Genomic DNA, 21989 nt, shown 5'->3' on the forward strand with positions numbered 1-21989 from the left:
CCATGACGTCGACAGCGCTTGTTCTGTTTTCCGGAGGTCAGGATTCGTCGACCTGCCTTGCCTGGGCCCTCGATCGATACGAGCGGGTCGAGACGGTGGGCTTCGATTATGGTCAGAGGCACCGAATTGAACTTGATTGCCGTGATACACTGCGTCGTGAACTCAGTGCCATGAACCCGGCCTGGGCAGAGCGCTTAGGCGAAGATCATACGATTTCGCTGGCCTCGCTCGGAGAGATCTCCAAGACCGCGTTGACGAGCGAAATCGCTATCGAAATGGAAGACACAGGCCTTCCCAACACCTTCGTTCCGGGCAGAAACATTATCTTCCTGACCTTTGCTGCGGCCCTCGCCTATCGACGGGGGCTAAAACACATCGTCGGCGGCATGTGCGAAACAGACTACTCCGGATATCCAGACTGCCGCGACGATACGGTCAAAGCCTTGCAGGTCGCGCTCAATCTCGGCATGGAAAAGCGGTTTGTTCTCGACACCCCCTTGATGTGGTTGGACAAAGCTGACACCTGGCGGTTGGCGCAGGATCTCGGAGGTTCTCGCCTCGTCGAAACGATCGTGAAGGAGAGCCATACCTGCTACCTGGGTGAGCGTGGCGACCTCCATGACTGGGGATATGGTTGCGGGACGTGTCCGGCCTGCGATTTGCGGGCAAAGGGATATCAGCGATTTGTTGCAGAGCAGGTTTGAAACGAGGGCGAAGAGATGATCGCGACGCGCAGACAACGCATTGAAGGGTTCCTCTTTCTGGCCGGCTTTATAGCCTGCATTCCCTTGGCGAACTATATGATTGGCCACGTGGGAACCATGTGTGTTCCCGATGGCCCGTGCATCATACCGGTCGGCCCCGGTTTGACGGCGCCAAGTGGCGTGTTGCTGGTCGGCCTTGCTCTGGTACTGCGTGATCTGGTGCAGCGGCGGCTTGGGCTGACATGGGCTTTCGGAGCTATTGTGGTGGGAGCAGCGCTCTCAACGACCTTCACTGCTCCTGCCCTTGCCTTCGCTTCCGCCGCAGCCTTCCTCTCGTCGGAGGTCGCCGACCTGCTGGTGTTCACGCCCCTGCAGAAGAAGGGCTTGGTGAAAGCCGCTTTGGCAAGCAGTATCGCCGGTCTTATCGTCGACAGCGTCATGTTCCTCTGGCTGGCCTTTGGATCGCTCGATTTTCTCGCAGGGCAGGTCGTGGGCAAAGCGATCATGGTGATTGCTGCCCTTCCCGTGCTTTTCTGGATTCGGAACCGCGATAAGCGTCTGGGTCTAATTCCTGCGTAGCGGTACACCACAGATTTGACAAAGCGAGGTTTGCCGACTGTTGGACAGCGGCAAGCCTAGCGGGAGATGCTCGCAAATGATTGCGGCAACTGCTGCAGTTAACTGCCTGCATAACAACGGTCTTATCTTTCGGCAAAATTTAGCTCTATTGGCAACATCCGGTTCAACCGATATTGTTGAGCAATAATCACGAAGATTGCAATCAAACCTTAACCTGCAACCTAGATATATGTCACACTTACGTAATGCCGAATCGGGGGTTCGGCACCTTTCGAGGTGGGCATAAGTGCATGATGTGTCGCTTGTTGCGGAGGAACGGGTTCCGGCAACGCAAAATCATTTGAACTGGTTACGCGCATGCTGAACCTCGGCATGTTTGTTGAGTTGCCTGGCGGCAAGGGTCTGGGAAAGCTTGAAGCTGTTTCCGGCCGGATTTCGACAGTTACAGTTTTCCGATCGATCCGTAATGTGGAGACGCTAGAGTTTGAGCTTTCACGACTTGAGAGAGGTTATCTAAGCCCGCATACGCGCGTTTATGTTCCAGGGCGTGGGCGAACACGCGTGGGACGTGTTATCGGATTTTCACAAGCGGCGAACGGCTACATAGACTACGAGATTCAGTTTCCTAATGGGAGAGCCGAGGATCTAAATGAAAGGGCATTACAAGTTAGGCCTTGGAATGCTCCTGAAGATCCAGCCGAGATGCTTGCCATTGGAGCATCGGAGACTCAGTTTCTTCACGACCGCCGGCAAGAGGCTATGGGCGCACTTCTGAAGTTGAGGAGCGCGGCGCAAGGCCTCACATCAGTACCCTCAGCAAGTATTGACTACGTTCCGCACCAAGTTGCTGCAGTCAAACGTGTTTTGAGCGACCCGATCCAAAGATACCTCCTTGCCGATGAGGTTGGATTGGGCAAGACTATCGAAGCCGGACTCATCATCCGGCAACATCTCATCGATGATCCCGAGACCCGCGTCCTGGTTTGCGTTCCAGATCACCTCGTCGGACAATGGCGTCGCGAATTGATCGAAAAGATTCGACTCGATCAATTCGCGAAAGGGTTCGAGTGCTGCGGTCATACCGATATGGCCCAGGCTTCGCAGGCGCCAGATATCTTGGTCATCGACGAAGCGCATCACCTCGTGGGCATCGATGCCGGTCCGCTCCTGCCTGCCGCCAACCGGTTGCGCATCCTCAGCCAAGAGGCGCCTGTCCTCCTTCTGCTTTCTGCGACACCCGCTCTCGGCGAAGAAGCAAAATTCTTGGCGCTCCTGAACCTTCTCGATCCGATCAATCATCCAATCGAGGATTTGAGCGGATTCAAAGTCAAGCTTGCGCAACGGCGAGAGATTGGGCGCTTGCTGCTGAGCCTTTCTCCAGATGGGCCACGCATCGTTCTTCGGCAGCGTGGCGCTGAACTCATGCGGCTGTTCCCATCTGATGAGATCGTGCAGGAGTTTGCACCGCAGTTGATCGAGGCAGCGAAGGATCCGTCCAATGATCTGACACACCTATGTTCGGTGCTGAAGGACCATATTGCCAACAGCTATCGTATCCATCAACGCCTCATCCGATCCCGCCGAGTGGATGCAGCAGGTTGGGAATTTGTCCCGCGAGGGCCGATCACCGACGGCGAACCCCTCCTCTCGCATGTTAAAGTCGAAGAGGATCCTGCCGACATCTCGTCGGCCCTGCTAACGGCGCTTGAAGATTGGCGCTTCAGCGCGGCTGAGTCATCGATTAGCGCCGACGGCGAGACAGCACGCTTTGCGCTTCGATATCGAGACTTGCTCGGTGCGGTAAGTGAGGGTGCCGATGCCCTGAGAGGATGGCTGAGAGACGCTGAGCCGATTTTCGACGGTGAAGACGAACTCCTTGCCGCGCTCGGTGCCATTGCGGAAAAGCTGGACGATCAGCTCCGTATCGAGACGATGGTCGAGAGCACGACCCGGTTGATAAAGGCAATCAGGCCCGAAGCACAATTTCCCAAGGTGGTGGTGTTTGCGTCCAGCGAGTCGGTGGCTCGCCATTTTCATGACGTTTTCCAAACCGACGTGGACGGGACGGCCGCGTATTTGCTGACTAACGGCGCCGCTAATGCGGATAAGGTCGTGCTGGAATTTAGTGGACGGAGCACGCCTTCGATCCTAGTCACGGATCGTTCTGGTGAGGAGGGCCTTAATTTAAGTTTCGCGGATGCGATCGTCCATCTCGACCTGCCAATGGCCGTGGCGCGGATCGAACAGCGGATCGGCCGCCTGGATCGATTTGGGCGGCGGAAGAGTTTGATCCGCCATCGTCTTTTGTTGCCATCTGATGAGGATGTCAGCCCTTGGAGAGCGTGGTTCGAGATGCTGGCTGGCGGCTTCATGGCCTTCAACCGCTCAACGAGTGATATCCAGTTTCTCCTGGAACGATTAGAGATCCGAGTCTTTGCAACACTCCTCCAACATGGGCCTGACGCGCTGAGAGCGATGACTGGCGATATTCGGGCACAGATCGCCGATGAGCGTAAATCGCAGGACGAGCAGTATGCACTCGACCGTATAACCCTTGCTGAAGAGCGGGTAGAAACCTTTATCGAAGCTTTGGAGGACGCCGAAGAGGACGAAGAGGCGCTCGAACGCGCCGTTGATGGATGGCTCGTGGAAACGCTTCAAATTCGGAAGCAGCCGTTCAAGTGGCCCGAGGAGGATCCATTCAAGTTGGTAACCACCAGCCACACGCTGATTCCGCGGGTCCCGTGGCAATCGGAGCTTCACATCGACAACTCCACTGCACTGACCTGGAGACGGCGGGTCGTCACGAACCGGCATAAATCCAATCTTTTGCGCCCGGGAATGCCACTTCTCGACGCGCTTGAGCGGTTCACGCGGTGGGACGATCGGGGAACGGCGTTCGCGACATACCGGGTCGTTCCAGATTGGAACGACGAGATATGGATCGGATTCAAGCTGTGTTTCGTCGTGGAACCGCAGATCGAGTTCACCGATTTCCTCGCGCCTTCCCGCTCGGATCTGGCCTTGTGGCGGCACGCTCAACGGTACCTGGCGCCAAGCGCGCATACGGTCTACATCGACTTGAACGGCGTTGAGGTCACAAATCCCGAACTCACCGCTATCATCAACCGGCGATATTCCGACAGACCGGTTAACGGCTTTCCGAAGGATATTAATCTTGGTAGCCGGCCGCAATTGCTTGCGGACATCATCGATCCCTCAGCCTTTCAGTCAATTTGTCTCTCCATTCGTGATAAAGCGCGCGAGCGCCTGGCCTCGACGGATGAAGTCGGCTCTGCGGTCGCTCGCGCCGTCACGATGGCGGAAGCAGATCTCGGGCGCCACGAGCGGCGGATGACGCGAGGAAATTCGAGAGACGGGGACTCCGCCCAGTCAGATATCGACGCAATGAAATCGATCCTCCAGTCTATTCGTCAGCCTTCGATTCGGTTGGATGCGATGGGTTGTTTCATTGTCGCACAACATGCGCCGAAGAGTTCTGCCAATGGATGAATTACAAGGGCACGCGGCGTTTACTGCAGTCTCGCAACTGCTGGCAGGCATAGGCGATGGTGAAGCTTGGCGCGGGCAATCCCCGGCGATTGAGCGGCTTCGCGCCGCACTTTGCGATATGGGCAATGACGCAAGCGTTCTCGACCTCGCCGTCCTCGTGCGCCAGGTCTTGATCTATGAGTATGCGCGGCGCGCCTTCGAGGTCTCTCCCACCTTGCGCATCGCGCATCCGAAACTGGCGCAGTTTGAAGGATGGGACAAGGTCGGTATTGCCGCGGTTCGGTCGCCTGAAGGCATGCTGATCACCGCCCGCCCATGGCAGCCGAACTGGCTGTCGAAAGGCGATGGTCGAGGCGTCGAAACGCTGGCATCGTCCGAGAGTATCCGGCGTGTATTCAATGCAGAGGGAACGGAAGGCGACCCTTTCCTTCAGTCTGTTGGCCGTTCTTCCTACCGAAGCCCCGGACAACGCGCCGCCGTCCGCGCCGCACTCTCGACGCCTGCTGGCGCGACCTTGGTGGTCGCCCTGCCGACTGGCGAGGGGAAGAGCATGATATTCCAACTCGCTCAGAAAGTCGGCTTTGTTGGCAGCAATCCCGACACAAGGGGGGTCACGCTCGTGATCGTTCCGACCGTGGCGTTGGGGGTCAACCATGAGCAGGAGGCGGTTAGGGTTTGCGGCCTCGCTCGTCCGTTAGCCTTTCAAGGTGGGAACGATGCCGAAAATAGCATCATCGCCGACCGTATCGCAGATGGCTCGCAAGGCATCTGTTTCGCATCGCCGGAGGCTGCGTGCCATCGACTGCGCAATCCCTTGCGGCGTGCCGCCGAAGCCGGCTTGTTGCGAGCGCTGGTGATTGATGAGGCTCATCTTGTCGATCAGTGGGGCACCGGGTTTCGGAGCGAGTTTCAGGAATTGAGCGGACTGAGGCGCGAGCTTATAAGTGCCGCGCCCCCAGAGCACCGTCTGAGAACTGTATTGCTCTCGGCGACTTTGACGGATTCCTCCCTGGAAACGCTTCGCATGCTTTTCGGTGCGGATGGTGAGTTTGGGAGCATGTCTGCCGTCCAACTCCGTCCAGAGCCCGACTACTGGATTGCTCCGATCAGCGATGAGGACACCCGAGTTGAACGGGTCTTGGAAGCACTGCATCACGCACCGCGACCAGCGGTTCTCTATGTGACCGAGGTCGGCGAAGCCGAGGCCTGGTATCGGAGGCTGGTCAAGGAAGGATTTCGACGCGTTCGCAAACTCCATGGCAAGACTGGCAGAGCCGAGCGCGAGCACATCGTTTCGGAATGGCGCGACGGCACGCTTGATATCGTGGTCGGGACCTCTGCGTTCGGCCTGGGCATCGACTATGCTCATGCCCGCAGCATTGTTCATGCGTGCGTTCCAGAAACGCTCGACCGGTTCTACCAGGAGGTTGGACGCGGCGGTAGAGACGGGATGGTCTCCCTGTCCCTGGCAATACCGTCGGCAAAAGACTTCTCCATCGCCGAAGCGATCAACGCCAAACAGGTCATCAGCGTTGATCGTGGTCTCCACCGGTGGTCTACGATGTTCACTCGAAAAGTGTCCCTTGGAATTGGGCGATTTGCCGTGCAAGTGGACGGCCGCCCGGGCGCCGACGAGCGAGACATCGACATGTTCGGCGAGACCAACACGGATTGGAACCTACGGACGTTGGCGCTCATGGCCCGTGCCGGTCTTATAAAGCTTCTGGGGACACCCTATCCGCCAGTCGAGAAAGAAGGAGATTGGCTGGAAGTCGCTGTTCTTGATGATCACCATCTGGAGCAGCGCCTCTGGGTCGATAAAGTCGAAATGGTACGCTCTGGCGACTGGATCTCGAGTAAGAGGAACCTCGATTTGATGCGAGAGTTTCTCAAGGACCAGCGCTGTCCTGCCGAAATCTTCGAGGAGTTATACGGCGCGCACCGATTGGCCAGAGTTTGCAGTCGCTGCGAGCGGTGCCGGCTGGACGCGGGCAAACGCCACCTCGGAAAGACCGTCGGCGAATCGATCGCACCGTGGTTGCTCCCGCTTCATCCATCCCTGGCGAGGCTTTTCGACAATAACCTCAAGCTGCTTGTCACGTACCAGCCAGACAGCCTGCCGCGAGCAGCTTCAAGAAGACTGGGTGAAACATTACAAAGACTGCAACGCATGAATCTGACAAAGCTTCTCCTGCTCGGCTCACAGCCCTTCGACATGGGCCAGGTCCTAAAGTTCTCCGCGAACACGCCGTTCTTTGTCAGCGACGTGGCATCGCTCGCGATATCCCGATTGCCAAAAGGACCGGAGATCGCACTGATCGGGCGCAATCAGACCCTAGAGGAACAAAATCTCACCAGCCGCCCAGAATCGCCGCGTATTCTTTTGGCTCCGCTCGGGCAATCTGCCCCCGACGGCCGGCGGCTTCGTGATGTTTTTGGCGGACGCGTCCTGACCTTTGAAGAATTCAATGAAAGGGTATCACGGTGAGCATTATCACAACCGTTGAAGCGGTCCCGAGCCGGCTCTACGCAATATACTCTTCGCTGTTCGACATTGAAAATGGAGAGGCGAAGGACCGCTTGGAATCCTGGGCTACGCCACCGTCACTCAAAAATACGACGGAAGATAGCGGCGGATCGCCAACGAAACTGTTCGTCAATTCTCTGCTCGAGGCACGCAGGATCGGCCTTGTTGAGGAGATCGACGACAAACTGCAGTTGACGGCAGACGCCCGGGGCGGAGGGAAAAAGGGGGAAAGAAGCGAGACCTATTTCCGCAGGTATTTGCTTCGCACATTGTTCGACCCGATCCGGGCGGAGGAGACCCAGCAAGGTTCATTCATGTTGGCTCTCACCTGGCTGTTGAGCACGAACCCGCTCAAGCCAATGAGTTTTTCCGACGATCCGAATTCTGCTATCAAGATGGCGCTGGGGGAAAATGCCCGGAAGACCGATTGCACCATCCCGCTCAATTATCAAAACATGCTCTATTGGGCGCGATATCTGGGTTTTGCGACAGTGGTTGGCGCCGGGCCTTCGAGGCGGGTCATCCCCGACCCGGTCAACGCCATCGATTACGCTCTTCCGGCAATTTTCGCCGACGGCAACGAGCTGCCGGTCGAGACGTTTCTGGCGCGACTAGCCGCGATCTATCCGGTCTTCGAGAAAGGGAGCGTTTGGGAGCGCTTCAATGCAATGCGGCTCATTCCTCTAAATGGTGCCGAAACGCGGCTTTCTGCCACGACAAGTATCGCCCTGCAGAGGCTTGCGGATCGACAGCGCTTGGCGATGAGAAGCGTGGCCGACGCGCCAGACAGAATCCTTGATTTCAGCGTTCGTGAAGACCGGGTGAGCCACATTGGTCTGCGGGGGAGCAACTGATGCGTAATGTCGTTTGTTGGGATCCCGGCGCGGTTCGTCAGGTCATCAACCCCTTCGCCGAACATATGCCGGATACCCTCTTCAAGGCGGTGCACAGCGACTGGGACCTCAACGTTTCCCCGCCGGTCGGAACAAAGTTCCAGGAGATTTCCGATGCGTCCTGGGACAAGATGAGCCAGCATCAGTTTGTGGCGGATTTCTTGAGCGATGAGCGACCGCACGCGCTCGCGGCAATTCTTGGTGATACCGGGTCGGGAAAATCGCATCTTGTTCACTGGATGCGGTTCCAGATCCGTTCCGACGAACAGCGCCTTGTCTTGCTCGTCCCGAAATCAGGAACGAGTTTGCGGGCGATCGTGAAAATGATCATTGACCAGCTTCCGGCCGATGAACAGAGAAGCTTTCTGGAAACCTTGCAGTCGGCGGGCGACGGCACGCAGACCCGTGCTGGACAAAAACAGCAACTGCTCAACGACCTGGCGCAGGTGATAAGGGAGGGAGTTCTCTCTCCGGATGCCGAAGAAATCGAGCAAGAACTGGCCTCGTATCTCCCGCATCTGTTTCAGGATCCATATATGCGGGCGACGCATTTTCTGGGCGACGAAACGGTCATTTCCGAAATCGTTGACCATATTTTCGCGCCTTCGAATGCTCAGGATCGTCCGGAAACGCGTCGAAGCTTCGAGGTCAGCGATCTTCCCCTTGGTGGTCTGGATTTTGCAAGCGCTTCGAAACTGGCGCAGGACGCGATGAAAATCATCGCGCTGGACACCGAAAAGCACACGCAGCTTGCGGTCGACATCATCAATGACAACCTCGACAAGGCGATCGCCCGAACCTTGAGTTTCTCAGGCGATCGTGTCGAGGAACTGATGACCCGATTGCGGGCGCACCTGAAGGTACAAGGCCGGGAGCTTGTCCTCCTTGTCGAGGAGTTTGCGCGCCTGCAGGGGATCGACCGGGCGCTTCTTCAGTCGATCACATCACATGGTGACGAGCGCTTGTGCAGGATGCGCTCAGCCATCGCCGTCACGACCGGCTTCTTCGAAAGTGTTGCGGCAACGGCCTATATGCGAACCACGCATATTGTCGATATGGATCGTTCCGCCGGGCGGGCGGAAGGACATTGGGTGACTAGCGAATCCCTCGCTCGGTTCGCGTCGCGATATCTCAACGCCGTCAGGCTTGGACGGGCAGACATTGATCTTTGGGCGAACGATCCGACAGCCCCTGACAATCCTCCGTCGCGGTGTGCTACGTGCGCTTACCGCAGCGACTGTCATTCGATCTTCGGTGAAGTGGACGGCTACGGTCTTTATCCGTTTACGGCGCGTGCCCTATGGAACTCTGCGCAACGCGCCAATGACACGCTTCCGGAAAGTCTCAACCCACGTATCCTTCAGAATGATCTGCTGGTCGAGGTGTTGGACAATTATGGTGATAGTATCCGCACCGGGACATTTCCCCCGTACCAGCTACTGGAAAAACTCAAGGGCGTTAAACTTCTCCCCGTCGCGGCTGAGTTGCAACTCGAGGCCAGAAGTCCGCAATATGCCGGACGCTGGAAAGCGTTTCTCGAATTATATGACGGCACCGGCGAAATCAGGAATCTGGACGCGAACCTGAGAGAGGCTTTCGACGTACCGGAAATCCCCGGGGCGGGCGCTGGCCTTCGGGTCGCCGTCGAAGAGGTGGTCGAACAACCGGCTGAAAAAAACAAACCGGCGCCGAGCCGTGAAGAGGTACTGCTTCAAAACTGGAGCAACGGTGGCGATCTCGACACGACGCTCGCAACACAATTGCGCATTCTCATTTTCTCGGCGGTTTCAGACACGATCGACTGGGATATGCTCGGCCTCGCCAAATCGGGCTTTGCGAACGCATCCACTGGCCGTCCGTTTCAGCGCGGCAGCATTAGCTTTGCACGGCAAGCCAGCCTTGTTCGTTCCGATCTCCGCGTCAAACTCGAAATACCCGGGACATTAAGCCCCGCCTTGGCGGGTGCCGCCCTCGTCGGATTGCTGAAAGCCTCGAAAAGGGACTTCAACTGGGATTTCGAGAACGGCGACAGAATGCTCGCTGCGTTTCTGGACTGCGTCGCGGTATGGGCGCGCAGCGTTGAAGAGCAACTGATTGCGTTGTGCAATCCCACACCCGATTGGAGCCAGGCACGTGCCGCCATGGAGCTGCTTTGCGTCGGTGCGGCAATCGGAGGCAAGATCAAGCCCGATGCGACGATTGCCGAATTTCTCGATGGCGCGTTCAGCTCCTGGCCGCAAGAATGCGCCAGCCGCTCAAAGGAGATGAGAGAGGCTTACGACAGTTTGCTGAACGGGCGCGAGACCGTGGCACAAATGGCCCGCTTCCAGATATCCAGCATGAAAGGCGGACAAGCCGGTGCAATGCTCGCTCCGAATCGGGTGGTCTCGATCATTCGGAATATCCGGCAGTCGAGCTGGCGCCTTAGCCTTGTCCCTCCGAGCGACGACCGGACCGAACTCGCAACTCTTTACCGCCGCATCCAGGAAGCCCTTCCGGCGGCTGCGACGGCGGAGATGAACGACCGGAGCCAGTGGCTCAAGGAAATGGAAGAAGCCTTTGGTGAGGGAGCCTCCAGGTCGGCAATTGTCGCCAGTTTAGAGAAGGCACTCGTTGCGGCCTCCGAAGCAGGAATAGGGTCGAACAATACTGCCAAGCTGCTAGCCGACGCTATTGAGCGGATTCGCAGCGTCAATTTTGACGATTCGCTGGCTGCCGCGCGCAGTCTCACCAAATTCGATGACGGCGTCTCGGCGCTCAGCCATTTTGGGCGCGGGCGACGAAACGGGGTGGAGGCTGGAACCGCTCTGGCAAACGCCGCCAGGGCATTTCTGGATGCGATTGATGAAACTGTTGCAGCCAACAGCCAAAGTCAGGATGCAAAGCACAACGCAATTGTGTTGAGCATCAACTCGATCCAAGGCGCATTGGAGGCGATCGAAACCGATCTGCGAATGATGGACGACACGTCTGGGGGAGCCTCCAATGCTGCTTGATAGAGCCGCCGGGTTAGCCGACAAGATCAATCAATACCAAACGCTCAAAAAAGCGGGTGACGAAGCGCTTCAGTTTCAGTCGCGCGCAAACCAATTGAAGACCGAATCCGAGAAGCTTTCATCCGCCCGAAAAGCTCTGAGAAAAATGCGAGATGCTGGCATCGAGGTCGATTTCGTGCCTTCCGACGGATTGACGCTTGCAGAACGGGCGAAGGATCTTCGAACCGCCATGTCCGGAAACCCGTCTGCGATCAACGAACCGTCATTAAATCTGAAGTATGAATTTCTGGACCGTCTGGCCGGCATCGCCTCAGCGGCGGACCGGATGATCTCGGCTTCATGGAAGTCTTACGTTCGCAAACGGGCCGAGTTCGGTTCGTTCGACATTCTCGACGCCCTCGCGGCTATCCCGCAGTTCCGCCCAAGCGTCAACCGTATACGCCAATGCCGGGCCGCGGTGGAAGCCTTGGGTGAGACAGTCCCTGACGATCCGATGGCAACCGTGTCGAGGCTAGACGCACTGGTGGCCGAGCATGAGAAATCGTGGTCCGAACTCTCCGCGAAGGATATTCCCGCCAGTGTGGTCAAATTCATCCGCGATGCCGCCAATGACGGGGCTTCCCTTACCTCTTATTCTGATGAGGTGAGACGTTGGCTTGATGAGCAAAATCTCATCGCATCGTTCCGCATACGGCTGAAATAGGTAAGTTCTGATGGCCCTCTCGGTTAATGCAGCCAAGCTTCTGGATCTAATCGAAGCGATCGAAATGCGGTCGCTAGAATGGGGTTTCACGGACGGTTTTCTGAGCGAAGGTGAAGTGCTGGCGCTTGCGAGATCGGTGGTCGCGGCTGGGAACGCGTCAGCGGCGGATGATGCCATTGAAGAATTGATCGCCGCCCGTGTTGTCTTCGAGTTGCATAACCCGGGCGGCGAGATCCGGTTGCGATCACGTTTCGGTGAAATGATGCGCTTGGCAGCGGCGAACCGTCAGTTGTTCCCGAACAAGCCATGGCAGGGCGCGCCGCATCTTGTCTCTGATTTCCGTGTTGACCGGCGGCCACGGCGATTTCCCAAGCGTGATCGATTGCCGGAAGCCATACTTACCGACCATGCCGCGATCCTTGCGTCCACCCCGCTGCGCCGAGATCTCTTTCGGTCGTTGACCGCACTGCCCGACATGAAATTGGCAGCCTTTCAGGAACGCGCCGCCGTCAGGTTAATCGTTCCCACCGACGACGGCGGTACGATCGTCACCGCCGGCACGGGTAGCGGCAAGACGATAGCGTTTTATTTGCCGGCGATGATCAGGATCGGCGAAGCGATCGGCCCGGATCATTGGGTCAAGGCGGTTGCGATATATCCCCGCACCGAACTTCTTAAGGACCAACTCGGCGAAGCGTTCCGCATGGCTCGTACCGTTGCCGAAGCGCTGGCTCAGCATGAGCGTCGGCAAATGAGAATCGGCGCACTGTTTCGTTCCTCGCCACGACGTGCGACCGAGAAGGAACTTGCCGACAAGGAATGGAGCCGACGGGGACAAGATTTCGTCTGCCCGTTCTTGCGCTGCCCGACCTGCGCGAACGAACTCATCTGGCGTCGGGCCGATATTGAGACGGCCAGGGAGCGGCTTAGCTGCTCACGACCGGAATGCAGCGGAGTAGTAAGTGAATCAGAAATCGTGCTCACGCGCGAACGGATGCAACGCCAGCCACCTGATATCTTGTTCACGACGACCGAAATGTTGAATCAGCGGCTCTCCGACCCCTGGATGCGAGGCTTGTTTGGTGTGGGTCTCCCTCAGGCAAAGCGCCCGTTTTTTGGCCTTCTTGACGAAGTCCACACCTATGAGGGCATTTCCGGTGCTCAGGCCGCCTTAACGCTCAGGCGATGGCGACATCTGCTGGCGTCGCCAATATCCTGGGTCGGCCTGTCGGCTACCCTGGGCAATGCATCGCATTTCTTTGCTGATCTGACGGGCGCGCATCCAGATCGCGTGGTCGAAATCACGCCGGCGCTGACGGAGTATGAAGAGGAAGGGGCGGAATACCAGGTTTTGCTCCGGGGCGATCCAACATCGCGAGCGTCACTGCTTTCGACCACGATCCAGACAGCTATGCTTGTGCCGCGCCTTCTCGATCCACCGGGAGGAGCGGGTGTCTCCGGCGCATTTGGCCGCCGCGCCTTTTTGTTTACGGATGATCTCGACGTAACAAACCGACTTTATGACGACCTGCGCGATGCAGAGGCCTACACCATTTTCGGTCAACCGGACAATCAGCGTCGCCCACTTGCGGCATTGCGCGGCGACGGCGGTGACGCTGCACTGCGTGATGTCGAAGGACAGCGATGGAGGGTTTGCGAAGATATCGGTCATCACCCTCTCGACAGACGGTTGATTGTCGGTCGCACGACGTCTCAAGACGCCGGGGTCAATCAGTCTGCCAACATTGTGGTCGCCACCACCGCGCTCGAGGTCGGTTTCAATGATCCCACCGTAGGCGCTGTCATTCAACACAAGGCCCCGCGTGGCATGGCATCGTTCCTGCAGCGAAAGGGCCGCGCCGGCCGTGCGCGAGCGATGCGCCCCATCACGCTTACGGTCCTGTCGGACTATGGACGAGATCGGGCCTTCTATCAGGCCTACGAGCACCTGTTTGATCCCGCGCTCGAGCCGCAGAATCTTCCGATCAGAAACCCCTACGTTCTAAAAATTCAAGCCGTCTACGCCATGTTCGATTGGCTGGCTGCGAGAACGGCTGGCTACGAGAAGGCGTGGCAGTGGGACTTGCTGAGCCGGCCACAGGACGATCCCAGCCAAGCCGTCCAGGCAGTGTTGGCACGCACCAAGGCGATCCTTTCGGATCTTATTCAAGGCAATCAAGCCACCATAGACGACCTCGCCCGACACCTAACGTCAGCGTTGGGCATTGATTCGGCCGCGGCCAACACCTTGCTTTGGGAACCGCCACGCTCACTTTTGCTCGAGGCGATCCCGACGCTGGTGCGGCGCTTATTTCGCAACTGGCGCTTGGCTTTTCCAAGTCAAATAGGTGAATTCGATCTGAAGACCGACTATCACCCTCTTCCAGATTTCGTCCCGCGGAGCCTTTTCAGCGACCTCAGCCTGCCGGAAATCAAGATTATCCTGCCCCCGGCAACGGCAAATCACGCCGAGCGGGTGGAGATGATGCCCATTCTCCAAGGCCTCAATCAATTGGCGCCTGGGCGTGTCACGCGACGGTTTGCCCCTGAAAGGGGCGCGTTGTCGCATTGGGTGTCGGTCGACCCCTCGCATCCCGAGCAAGATTGCCGGATCAGCGACTACGCAGAGGAACATGAGTTTGTCGGAGAGTTCGCTGGCCGGTTCAACGACCACGCGAGCACAGCGCCGGTCCTTGTATTTCGTCCCTGGACCGTGCGCCTGACAAAGGCTGCCCGTAGCGACGCACTGCCGAGCAGTAACGCAAGGCTCGCGTGGCAGACCGACATCGTCGTGAACGGCGATGCGCTGAATGTCCCAGTCCCGCCTCGCTCAAGTTGGCGCCGGTTGGTTGGATCAATAGACTTCTTTCTTCACCGCTTTCGATCAAGCGTTAGCGTGCGCAGGTTTGCCTCGACCGCGCATGCAAATGTTCGGACGTTACAGGACGATTTTCCCGTTACGGTGCATTTCAAAAGTGATGATGGCCGCCCGGCCGCACTTGGCTTCGAGCTTGAGGTTGACGGCCTTCGGATCGATGTGCGGCTGCCTGAAGGCGTCGAGGACGCGGGAAATTCCCTTCCCGCATCGTTGCTCGCGACGAGTAAGCTGAATTTCGCGCGTGACACTTTCAAAAAAGACCCGGACCTTCCTGCCGACCTAAATCAATTCCAGCGTGAATGGCTTTTCCAGATCATGGTCTCAGCGCTTTTGGCGGATGCCGCCAACACAGAGCGACCCTTGCCGGAGGTCGCTTCGGATGTGTTGAGCGAGCTTCGGTTCGAAGGCGTCTTTCACGACACGATGAGCGAGTTGTTCGGTGCGATGCCGCCTGTCGTTCCGGATGACGAGGACGGCGACGACGATGATCATGACGGAGCCGGAAACAGCGACGGCGTCGGCACGCGCCCGGCTCAACAGCGACGAGGACCGGGACGGCTGCAACAGGCACTTTCGAACCAGATCAGCCTACCGATCGTTCGAGAACGTATGCGGATGATCGCGCAACTCCTTTGGGAACCGGATCCGGTCGCGTTCGGCGCATGGCTTCGGGCTGTCATTCTGGAAACGCTCGGAGAGGCGATGCTTCAGGCGTGCATCGCCGCTGCACCGCGGCACGCAACAGTCGACACACTTCTGGTCGACATTCGTGACGACCATGAGAGCGGCGAGACAAGCGTCTGGATTACAGAGGCGACACTGGGTGGGGCGGGCGTCCTCCAAGCGTTTGCCGAAAAATTCGCATCCGAACCGCATATTTTCCTGACGGCGCTCGAGGCATCTCTTGCTCCAACCGATCTCGAACTGGTTGATCCTGGCCTTCGCCAGATACTCCATCTTGCCCGCACTGACGCGAACGTGACGGGGGAAATTGCGCAATTGCGTGCCACCAACTCGCATGGCGAGCGCGCTGTTTTTTGGAAGACCTTGTCCCAGCGTCTTACACAACTGGGCGGTATCGATGTCAGCCATGCACTTTCCGTATCCCTGAACATTCGCCTTTTGCGCGCCGGTAGCGGACCCCAACTGGACCAGCTTCTGCTTGATCTGCAATCTCACTGGGATCTCCTCGAAGATCGATATTCAATGTCGATCGGGCTCAGGGAATTCGCTTACATTTGCAGCAAGGACGCGGCGTTGTCGTCGTCTGTTCGTTCGTTTCTGTCAGCGACGCTACCAACGGCAGCGATCGGAAACGTCACGGTGCTAGCGGCCATCACCAGTTTGCTTTGGCCGCGGGCAGAGGAGGTGCGGCTACGCTCCCTTCAATCGTATAATCCCTATCGGCAGGCGCGCACCACCGACCCGGCATTGGTCCGGCACATTGTGTTGACGAGGTCGACGCCAACGGTCGAACTCTCCGCCCCCGACTGGTTTGCCCAACTGACGCATGCCTTCGAAACGCATGGGGTTTGCCAGTTGGCCGCGGCTTCGGAAAATGCAGGGGCGCTGCGCGAAGCAATGGTGGTTCTCGCCGCAACGCCAATCAATGTCGGTGTCCTGCAGTTTTTCCCGGTCGTCGAACGTATCGACCGAGCATCCGGTCGCATCCTGTCCACTTTGACACTGCGGGAGCAAATCTGATGCTCGGACCTTCACGTGACCTGCACGGTCCCGCCCAGTCGCGCGCGGTTCGCGACCTCCTTCAAAGCCTTTTCATAGCGGAATTGATCAGCCGTAGCCCGAAGCTTTGGTTTTTCTTTGCGTGGATTTCCGACATCGAGGTCATCGATAATTCTGCCCGACAGTTTGCGTCGATCCAACCGGACTGGCCGAGCGCGCCGATTAGATTATCGGAGGTGCTGCGGGCACTTCTCTCGCGCGGCCAGCAGGTCCGCCTGATCATTCGCGAGCACGGCCACAACGAATACTTCATTGCGAAGTTACAGACATTGAAAGCAATCTTCGGAGATCAGGTGCGGTGGACGATCGAGAAGGATTTCCACGCCAAGGGCCTTCTCGGAGTCGACTATTTCTTGAGCGGGTCAATGAATCTCACGCTAAACGGAATATCGATTAACGGAGAACATCTCGTCCTCCGGACAGACCCTGCTTCAGTTGCAGAGCAGACGATCGAATTGGAGTCGCGGTGGGAAGGGCTCCTGAAATGATCGGCTTGGATATCGCAGACGCACAATCGGTTCTTTCTGACCTCGAAACGATGTCGACGACCTCGACCTTCGGTCCCGAGGTCGAGGACGTTTGCCGACAACTTCGTACGACGGTTGTCGATCCGGCATTTCCGGGTGCTCTTATTCCGACTGCGAATGCAGTCGGTCGGCTGCAAATCTTGGTTGCTACGCCAACGATGATGGCCTGGCGTCGGCTGTCGCCGGTCCTAAAGGCCTTTGCGGGACCGACCATGACGTCCTTCAACGGTATCACCGCGCCACTCCCACCTGGCGAACCGGCAACTCAAAGGCTCGCGCAGACACTGCCGGCCGCGACCTGCGTCATTCAGATCCCGCAAGACCGCAAGAGTGTCTTGTCAGCTTTGCGCGCGCTCATGCGCGTCCGTGAAACGATCGCCCGCGCTCCCGATCTTCAATCCGCGGTCCTAGAACCGACAAGTTGGCTGCTGGCAAGGTTTCAAGACAACCTCAACGTCGGGCGTCGGGATGCTGCGACCGTCATTTTGGAACGGCTCAAGGATGAACTGCGTCTTGATGCGCTAAATACCAAATTCCTCGAGGTTCAACTTCTTGCGGCGTTCGGCGACTGGGCAGCGATCGTCTCCCTGGCAGGCTTTGGCAGCTTGCGGCTCGCTCGCAGACCGCCCGCGATCACCGCACTCTTGCTGGAAGCGCTGTACCGCACGCATCTGTCGGATTTGTTCGATGCCGGCGATCGCGGCCGCGTCCATGACACCTACCGAACGACCGTGCGCGACCTGGCTCAGCCAATGCTGTCTGTACCGTTGCCATCAACCCTGACACCCGGCGGCTTGAAACTCTACGCCCTAGAGAACCTGGTGTCGGCCTCAAGGTCAGATATTCAGGAAGCGCTTGCCGGCGAAAATTCGTCACTGGGATGGCTTGCTGATGAGTTGGGAACGCGCCCTGGCGCTATCGCGCCTCATCCGACCTTGAAGCCAGCGTCATCGCCCATCGACGATGCGCGTGCTGCGTTGGTTCAGGTGGATGCCGTCGAGGCTGTCGACAACGTTGCTGCGGCGTTGGCCGCCCTTGCAAAGCTCGCGCCGGCGGAACTCGCTTTGCTTCGGGATGCCGAGCCCTTCAGCACCGCCTTTCGCCTTATCGAGGTAAACGCTCCAGGCGGTGTGCCATCATCATGGATCGAGTGGCTCGAAAAGACGGCTGATCCAACCTTCACCAATGCTCTTGAGATAGCCCGTCACGGGAAAGATGAGTGGTCCGTTGGGTCGTCGACAAGCGATCCGTTCCAAGTTGCTGCGTTCGTGGCTGCTTTGAACCATGCGCAGGCCGACCAACTCGCGTCGGAAAGGACGGCGCAAGCGCTCCCCTTCCTCGTTGCATGGCTTCAGCAAGACCCTGCGTTCCCCGGCCCTACCATGGCGCCGGTCTATTCGAGCCTCCTTACCTTGTTTGCGCTGAACTCCACGCGCGGTGGATCGGTTTATGAATCCAGCCAGGTATTGGTGGAAGCGCTCCTGACTGTCGGAATAGACGGCGCGGATTACTCATCACTTATCGCCGATATCGACGAGTTGGCAGGGCAGGCCTTTGGCGTCGATATGATTTACTGGGTTCTGGACACGATCGAAAACTTCATGCGGGCGAGCGCACCGGACGCTAAGATTCGTGAAGGCTTCCTTCACAGCATTCTTGCTCGAACGGCACCTCTTTACGGGCGGCTGAGCACCTTACAGCGGACAGCCGTAAGGCGTCTCGCCGGCGAACTTGGCTGGTCCCTGGAAGCATTCGGCGTGAACGTCGATTCCGAACCGAACGATGGTGTCAGCTATAAATTGGACGGGCTGCGGATCGCGATCTATTCGTTAACAGAGACGTCGAGCCGCCAGGCCAAGAATGCCATAGAGGAAATGTCCCCGAATGTGGTCGTCGATTGTGCTGCAGATCATGGCGGATCGGCCCGTCTTAAGGCGATGGCTGAGAACGCAGACATTTTTGTTGTGACTTGGCTTTCCGCGAAACATGCCGCCACGGAGTTCATCCGCGAACACCGTGGCGATCGGACGCTATTATACGCGCAAGGGCGTGGCTTTTCGAGCATCCTTCGCGCGCTCGAGGAACACCTCAAATGACTGGACTTTAAGTAATTTTTTGTGGCTGACTTGAGACCGTCAGCGCCGAGCAGGCCAAGCGCTGATCGTCTACAGGGGGGTGAAGATTGGACGCCGATAAGGGGTCAACTGCGCGACCGCGCGATGTTTTTGATAGGGTTTGCCAGTAGATTCGACGTTACGAAACTGATGGGTTGGATCTGAAAGGCGAATCAAACCGAGGACGGCCGCGCTGGATCGATATCCTCTACAAGGGAATGCTCGTCACTCTTCGCGGCAAAACCCGTTGGCGAGAGGTCGAGGTGGGCCACGGCTCACCTGTTGCAACCTGCCCGGTTGCCCCAATGGAGACCTGGATAAGTTCGCAAAGCCTTCCCATGGCCCTCTCTTTTCGCCGCGCCGCGGGGCAAGGGAAGGATGTCTGGCCCGAGTAGCTAAACGACAAGGAGGTCGACGGGCGCGTGAAAAGGACCGCAATGGCTGTAGGCGTGCGCAGCGATCTCAGCGAGATTGAGCGGGCCTTCAAGTTCTCTGGCGATTCCCTTCGCGCAGGCCTTGCCTCCTCGGTCGAGGTCGACGAACGCTATGTCCAGAAACAGCTTGGCCATGCTCCCGCGGAGATGACTCGCAGATAACAGTGGCGGCGCGATCGCTTCCGCGTAAACCTTACAACGGCTTCCGGGCTTTAGCTTGCCCTCCCCCATGCTAGTGGCCTTCCCGCCGGAGCATTCCTCGCGAGCTATGCTGCGTCTTTGAGCGACCGTCTGGAGAGGACGAACGCCTGAAATAATTGGCGCCAGTAGTTCATCGAATGTACGGAATTTTTCATTGCTGCGAGTAGCTCCGGGTGATCCTCCAGCATCCTGCGGCTGGGAAAGGTATCCCCCGACAAACATGCGCATGCCTCTAGGACCTTTTCAACTGACCAAAATCCATTCGATTTCTTTTTCAAAGGGTAGTCGAGTTCCTGTGCCAGGCGTTCGCGCGGATATTGCTTTAGCGCCTTCTTCGCACTGCCGATGCCGTGGACATCCAATTCGCGGTAACTGGGGAAGTGGCCGATTGTGGCCGCGAGTGCTTCCACTTCCTTTCGGACATTCTCTGGCGACCAGTATCCGTGTTCTCGCATGCTGCGACCGGACCCGTGAACCGTTCCTTCTGTGCCAAGCTTGGCTGCAATAGAAGAGATTAGTTCTGCTCTTCGATCTGCATTCACCACCTCGTGAGGATGGATCTCGACAACCTGAAAGCCTGCTTCGAGATACAACGCGATTTTAGTTCTGAGCCTTTTGAAATAATCGAGGCTTCGTTGTGATTCATTCTCGCGGGTATACATGACGACCTCGACGACGACATTTCGTATGATGAAGTCGGGAAAGGCTCGCTCGCCAGTATGAGAAAACTCGTGATGGATTAGAATTTCTTCTGGCTCCACACCCAAGTTCAGGAGGATACCCTCATAGGCAGCCACCTCGCGGAAAGAATCAAGTGCAATGCCATTCGCCGTGACAGGCTTTTCCTTACCTGCGTCTACGGCGCGTCGTCCGAGGTCTTGGGACACACCATATTGCAGTAACTTGGATAGGTTCGTTTCAAGCCTAGAAGCCAAGAAATCCTCGAGACCCGACGTTTTGTTGAGGGATGAAATGGTCGAGCAACGCACCCTAGCGGAGTCACGCTTAGCTAGAGAATAGACTTCAAATCCACCAAGGGACTTATCCCGCATTATTTGGTTTAAAAAAAATACCCCGTAAATCCGACGATGTTCACCACCATCTTACAAACGGTGCGCCCTACGTGAAGCCGCCGCAAACTGATGAGAACCGCAGTCATGCCAGCCAGAGAGCGGCGGGTGGGGAAAATCCATCCGATCTTCAAAGAATTCGATTTTCGACAGACGCTACGGTGATGTCCGCAACGGGCCGAGCAGGGACAAGTCGTGATATCATCGGCCTTCCCAAACGGGAGACGAGGTGGGAGGAGCGAAAGGGGCTTTGTCATGGACATTATGCTGCGTACCCGACGCCCTTGGAATAAAGGAATTTTGGTTGGTCAGAAGCGACCGCTTCAGCCTAAGAACATGTGGTCGATCCGCGTTCGACTTGAAATGAGAGGGGCGCACCGGGAATTGGCGCTCTTCAATCTCGCAATCGACAGCAAGCTCCGCGCTTGCGATCTCGTCAGGCTTCGGGTCGAAGACTTGTGGTCGGGCAGTTCGATCAGGGACCGCGCCACCATCATCCAGAAGAAAACCAAGCGGCCCGTGCAATTTGAGGTCACTGAGCAGACGAAGAATGCGCTCGCCGCCTGGCTTCCTTTCATTAGAAAAAATGGTGGCAGCTATCTGTTTCCCAGTCGCAGAAAAACCTCGCAGCATCTATCGACAAGGCAGTACGCTCGGATCGATCATCGATGGGTGGCTTCCGTCGGGCTGGAAGCCAGCGCCTATGGCACCCACTGAATGAAGAGAACGAAGGCAGCGCAGATATACAAGAAGACTGGCAATCTCCGGGCTGTCCAGATTCTGCTTGGTCACACAAAGCTCGAAAGCACCGTCCGATACCTTGGCGTGGAGGTGGACGACGCGTCAGGATCGCTGAGCAGATCGAGCTATAAGGCAAATGACCACCGGCAATGCTGGTGGTCTCCCTCGCGCCAATAGGAGACATGAACTGCTTCGGTATTGACGGCTGAAATGGGGCCGATTGCGGCCTGTCGGCTTCTGGGTGCAAGCAAACGAATGCTGACGAACACTACGCCGCAGCACCGGTATCTGCTCACGCTCGAATGTTTACGCTAAAGGGCTGCGGACAGAGCGCGAGAGGAGCACTCCATTCGCTCGCGTAGCCCA

At 57.5% G+C, this 21989-nt stretch carries 12 protein-coding genes and 1 pseudogene; 11 read left to right on the plus strand and 2 right to left on the minus strand.

Annotation, left to right across the window (positions count from 1 at the left end; all coding sequences use genetic code 11):
• Nucleotides 1-2 precede the first annotated feature (2 nt).
• The 10 genes from queC to dpdD all read left to right on the plus strand — a co-directional run bounded on the left by queC (nt 3) and on the right by dpdD (nt 19159).
• Nucleotides 3-704: a 7-cyano-7-deazaguanine synthase QueC gene (queC, locus tag BLX89_RS03345; RefSeq protein WP_075289182.1), complete on the plus strand. Its 702-nt coding sequence runs from the start codon at nt 3-5 to the stop codon at nt 702-704.
• Nucleotides 705-719: 15 nt separating this feature from the next.
• Nucleotides 720-1283, plus strand: coding sequence for a VUT family protein (locus tag BLX89_RS03350; protein ID WP_075289183.1), 564 nt, complete (start codon nt 720-722; stop codon nt 1281-1283).
• A 357-nt stretch (nt 1284-1640) separates the two neighbouring features.
• Nucleotides 1641-4796, plus strand: coding sequence for a protein DpdE (gene dpdE, locus BLX89_RS03360; protein WP_083637308.1), 3156 nt, complete (start codon nt 1641-1643; stop codon nt 4794-4796).
• On the plus strand, nt 4789-7284 hold the full coding sequence (dpdF, locus tag BLX89_RS03365) for a protein DpdF (RefSeq protein ID WP_075289186.1): 2496 nt from the start codon (nt 4789-4791) through the stop codon (nt 7282-7284). The genes dpdE and dpdF overlap by 8 nt, the downstream gene beginning before the upstream one ends.
• The gene (gene dpdG / locus BLX89_RS03370) at nt 7281-8177 is read left to right on the plus strand and encodes a protein DpdG (RefSeq protein WP_075289187.1); all 897 of its coding nucleotides are present in this window, start codon (nt 7281-7283) and stop codon (nt 8175-8177) included. Before dpdF ends, dpdG begins: the two co-directional genes overlap by 4 nt.
• Nucleotides 8177-11212, plus strand: coding sequence for a protein DpdH (dpdH, locus tag BLX89_RS03375; RefSeq protein WP_075289188.1), 3036 nt, complete (start codon nt 8177-8179; stop codon nt 11210-11212). The genes dpdG and dpdH overlap by 1 nt, the downstream gene beginning before the upstream one ends.
• Nucleotides 11202-11915, plus strand: a complete 714-nt coding sequence (locus BLX89_RS03380) for a hypothetical protein (RefSeq protein WP_075289189.1) — start codon at nt 11202-11204, stop codon at nt 11913-11915. Before dpdH ends, BLX89_RS03380 begins: the two co-directional genes overlap by 11 nt.
• Nucleotides 11916-11925: 10 nt before the next feature.
• Nucleotides 11926-16497, plus strand: a complete 4572-nt coding sequence (dpdJ, locus tag BLX89_RS03385) for a protein DpdJ (protein ID WP_075289190.1) — start codon at nt 11926-11928, stop codon at nt 16495-16497.
• On the plus strand, nt 16497-17024 hold the full coding sequence (dpdK, locus tag BLX89_RS03390; RefSeq protein ID WP_075289191.1) for a phospholipase D-like domain-containing protein DpdK: 528 nt from the start codon (nt 16497-16499) through the stop codon (nt 17022-17024). The genes dpdJ and dpdK overlap by 1 nt, the downstream gene beginning before the upstream one ends.
• Nucleotides 17021-19159 carry a protein DpdD gene (dpdD, locus tag BLX89_RS03395; RefSeq protein ID WP_075289192.1) on the plus strand — a complete coding sequence of 713 codons (2139 nt, stop codon included), beginning with the start codon at nt 17021-17023 and terminating at the stop codon, nt 19157-19159. Before dpdK ends, dpdD begins: the two co-directional genes overlap by 4 nt.
• Before the next feature lie 413 nt (nt 19160-19572).
• Here dpdD and BLX89_RS25455 read toward each other — a convergent pair whose 3' ends face one another.
• Nucleotides 19573-19746 (minus strand): hypothetical protein, encoded by a 174-nt coding sequence (locus tag BLX89_RS25455; protein WP_158025933.1) that lies wholly within the window; start codon nt 19744-19746, stop codon nt 19573-19575.
• 131 nt (nt 19747-19877) lie between these two features.
• A complete protein-coding gene (locus tag BLX89_RS03405) occupies nt 19878-20747 on the minus strand; it encodes a hypothetical protein (protein ID WP_075289193.1) in 870 nt (289 codons plus the stop codon).
• Nucleotides 20748-21137: 390 nt separating this feature from the next.
• On the opposite strand from BLX89_RS03405, the pseudogene BLX89_RS03410 reads away from it, so the two are divergent.
• Nucleotides 21138-21754 (plus strand): annotated as a pseudogene (locus BLX89_RS03410) (tyrosine-type recombinase/integrase).
• The last annotated feature ends 235 nt before the right edge of the window (nt 21755-21989 follow it).

This window comes from Pararhizobium arenae (assembly GCF_001931685.1).
GTDB lineage: Bacteria > Pseudomonadota > Alphaproteobacteria > Rhizobiales > Rhizobiaceae > Pararhizobium > Pararhizobium arenae.

What these genes read in the sequence shown, in the direction of transcription:
- queC (WP_075289182.1), top strand. Translation starts at nt 3, where the DNA reads ATGACGTCGACAGCGCTTGTTCTGTTTTCCGGAGGTCAGGATTCGTCG.
- BLX89_RS03350 (WP_075289183.1), top strand. Translation starts at nt 720, where the DNA reads ATGATCGCGACGCGCAGACAACGCATTGAAGGGTTCCTCTTTCTGGCC.
- dpdE (WP_083637308.1), top strand. Translation starts at nt 1,641, where the DNA reads ATGCTGAACCTCGGCATGTTTGTTGAGTTGCCTGGCGGCAAGGGTCTG.
- dpdF (WP_075289186.1), top strand. Translation starts at nt 4,789, where the DNA reads ATGGATGAATTACAAGGGCACGCGGCGTTTACTGCAGTCTCGCAACTG.
- dpdH (WP_075289188.1), top strand. Translation starts at nt 8,177, where the DNA reads ATGCGTAATGTCGTTTGTTGGGATCCCGGCGCGGTTCGTCAGGTCATC.
- BLX89_RS03380 (WP_075289189.1), top strand. Translation starts at nt 11,202, where the DNA reads ATGCTGCTTGATAGAGCCGCCGGGTTAGCCGACAAGATCAATCAATAC.
- dpdJ (WP_075289190.1), top strand. Translation starts at nt 11,926, where the DNA reads ATGGCCCTCTCGGTTAATGCAGCCAAGCTTCTGGATCTAATCGAAGCG.
- dpdK (WP_075289191.1), top strand. Translation starts at nt 16,497, where the DNA reads ATGCTCGGACCTTCACGTGACCTGCACGGTCCCGCCCAGTCGCGCGCG.
- dpdD (WP_075289192.1), top strand. Translation starts at nt 17,021, where the DNA reads ATGATCGGCTTGGATATCGCAGACGCACAATCGGTTCTTTCTGACCTC.
- BLX89_RS25455 (WP_158025933.1), bottom strand. Translation starts at nt 19,746, where the DNA reads ATGGCCAAGCTGTTTCTGGACATAGCGTTCGTCGACCTCGACCGAGGA.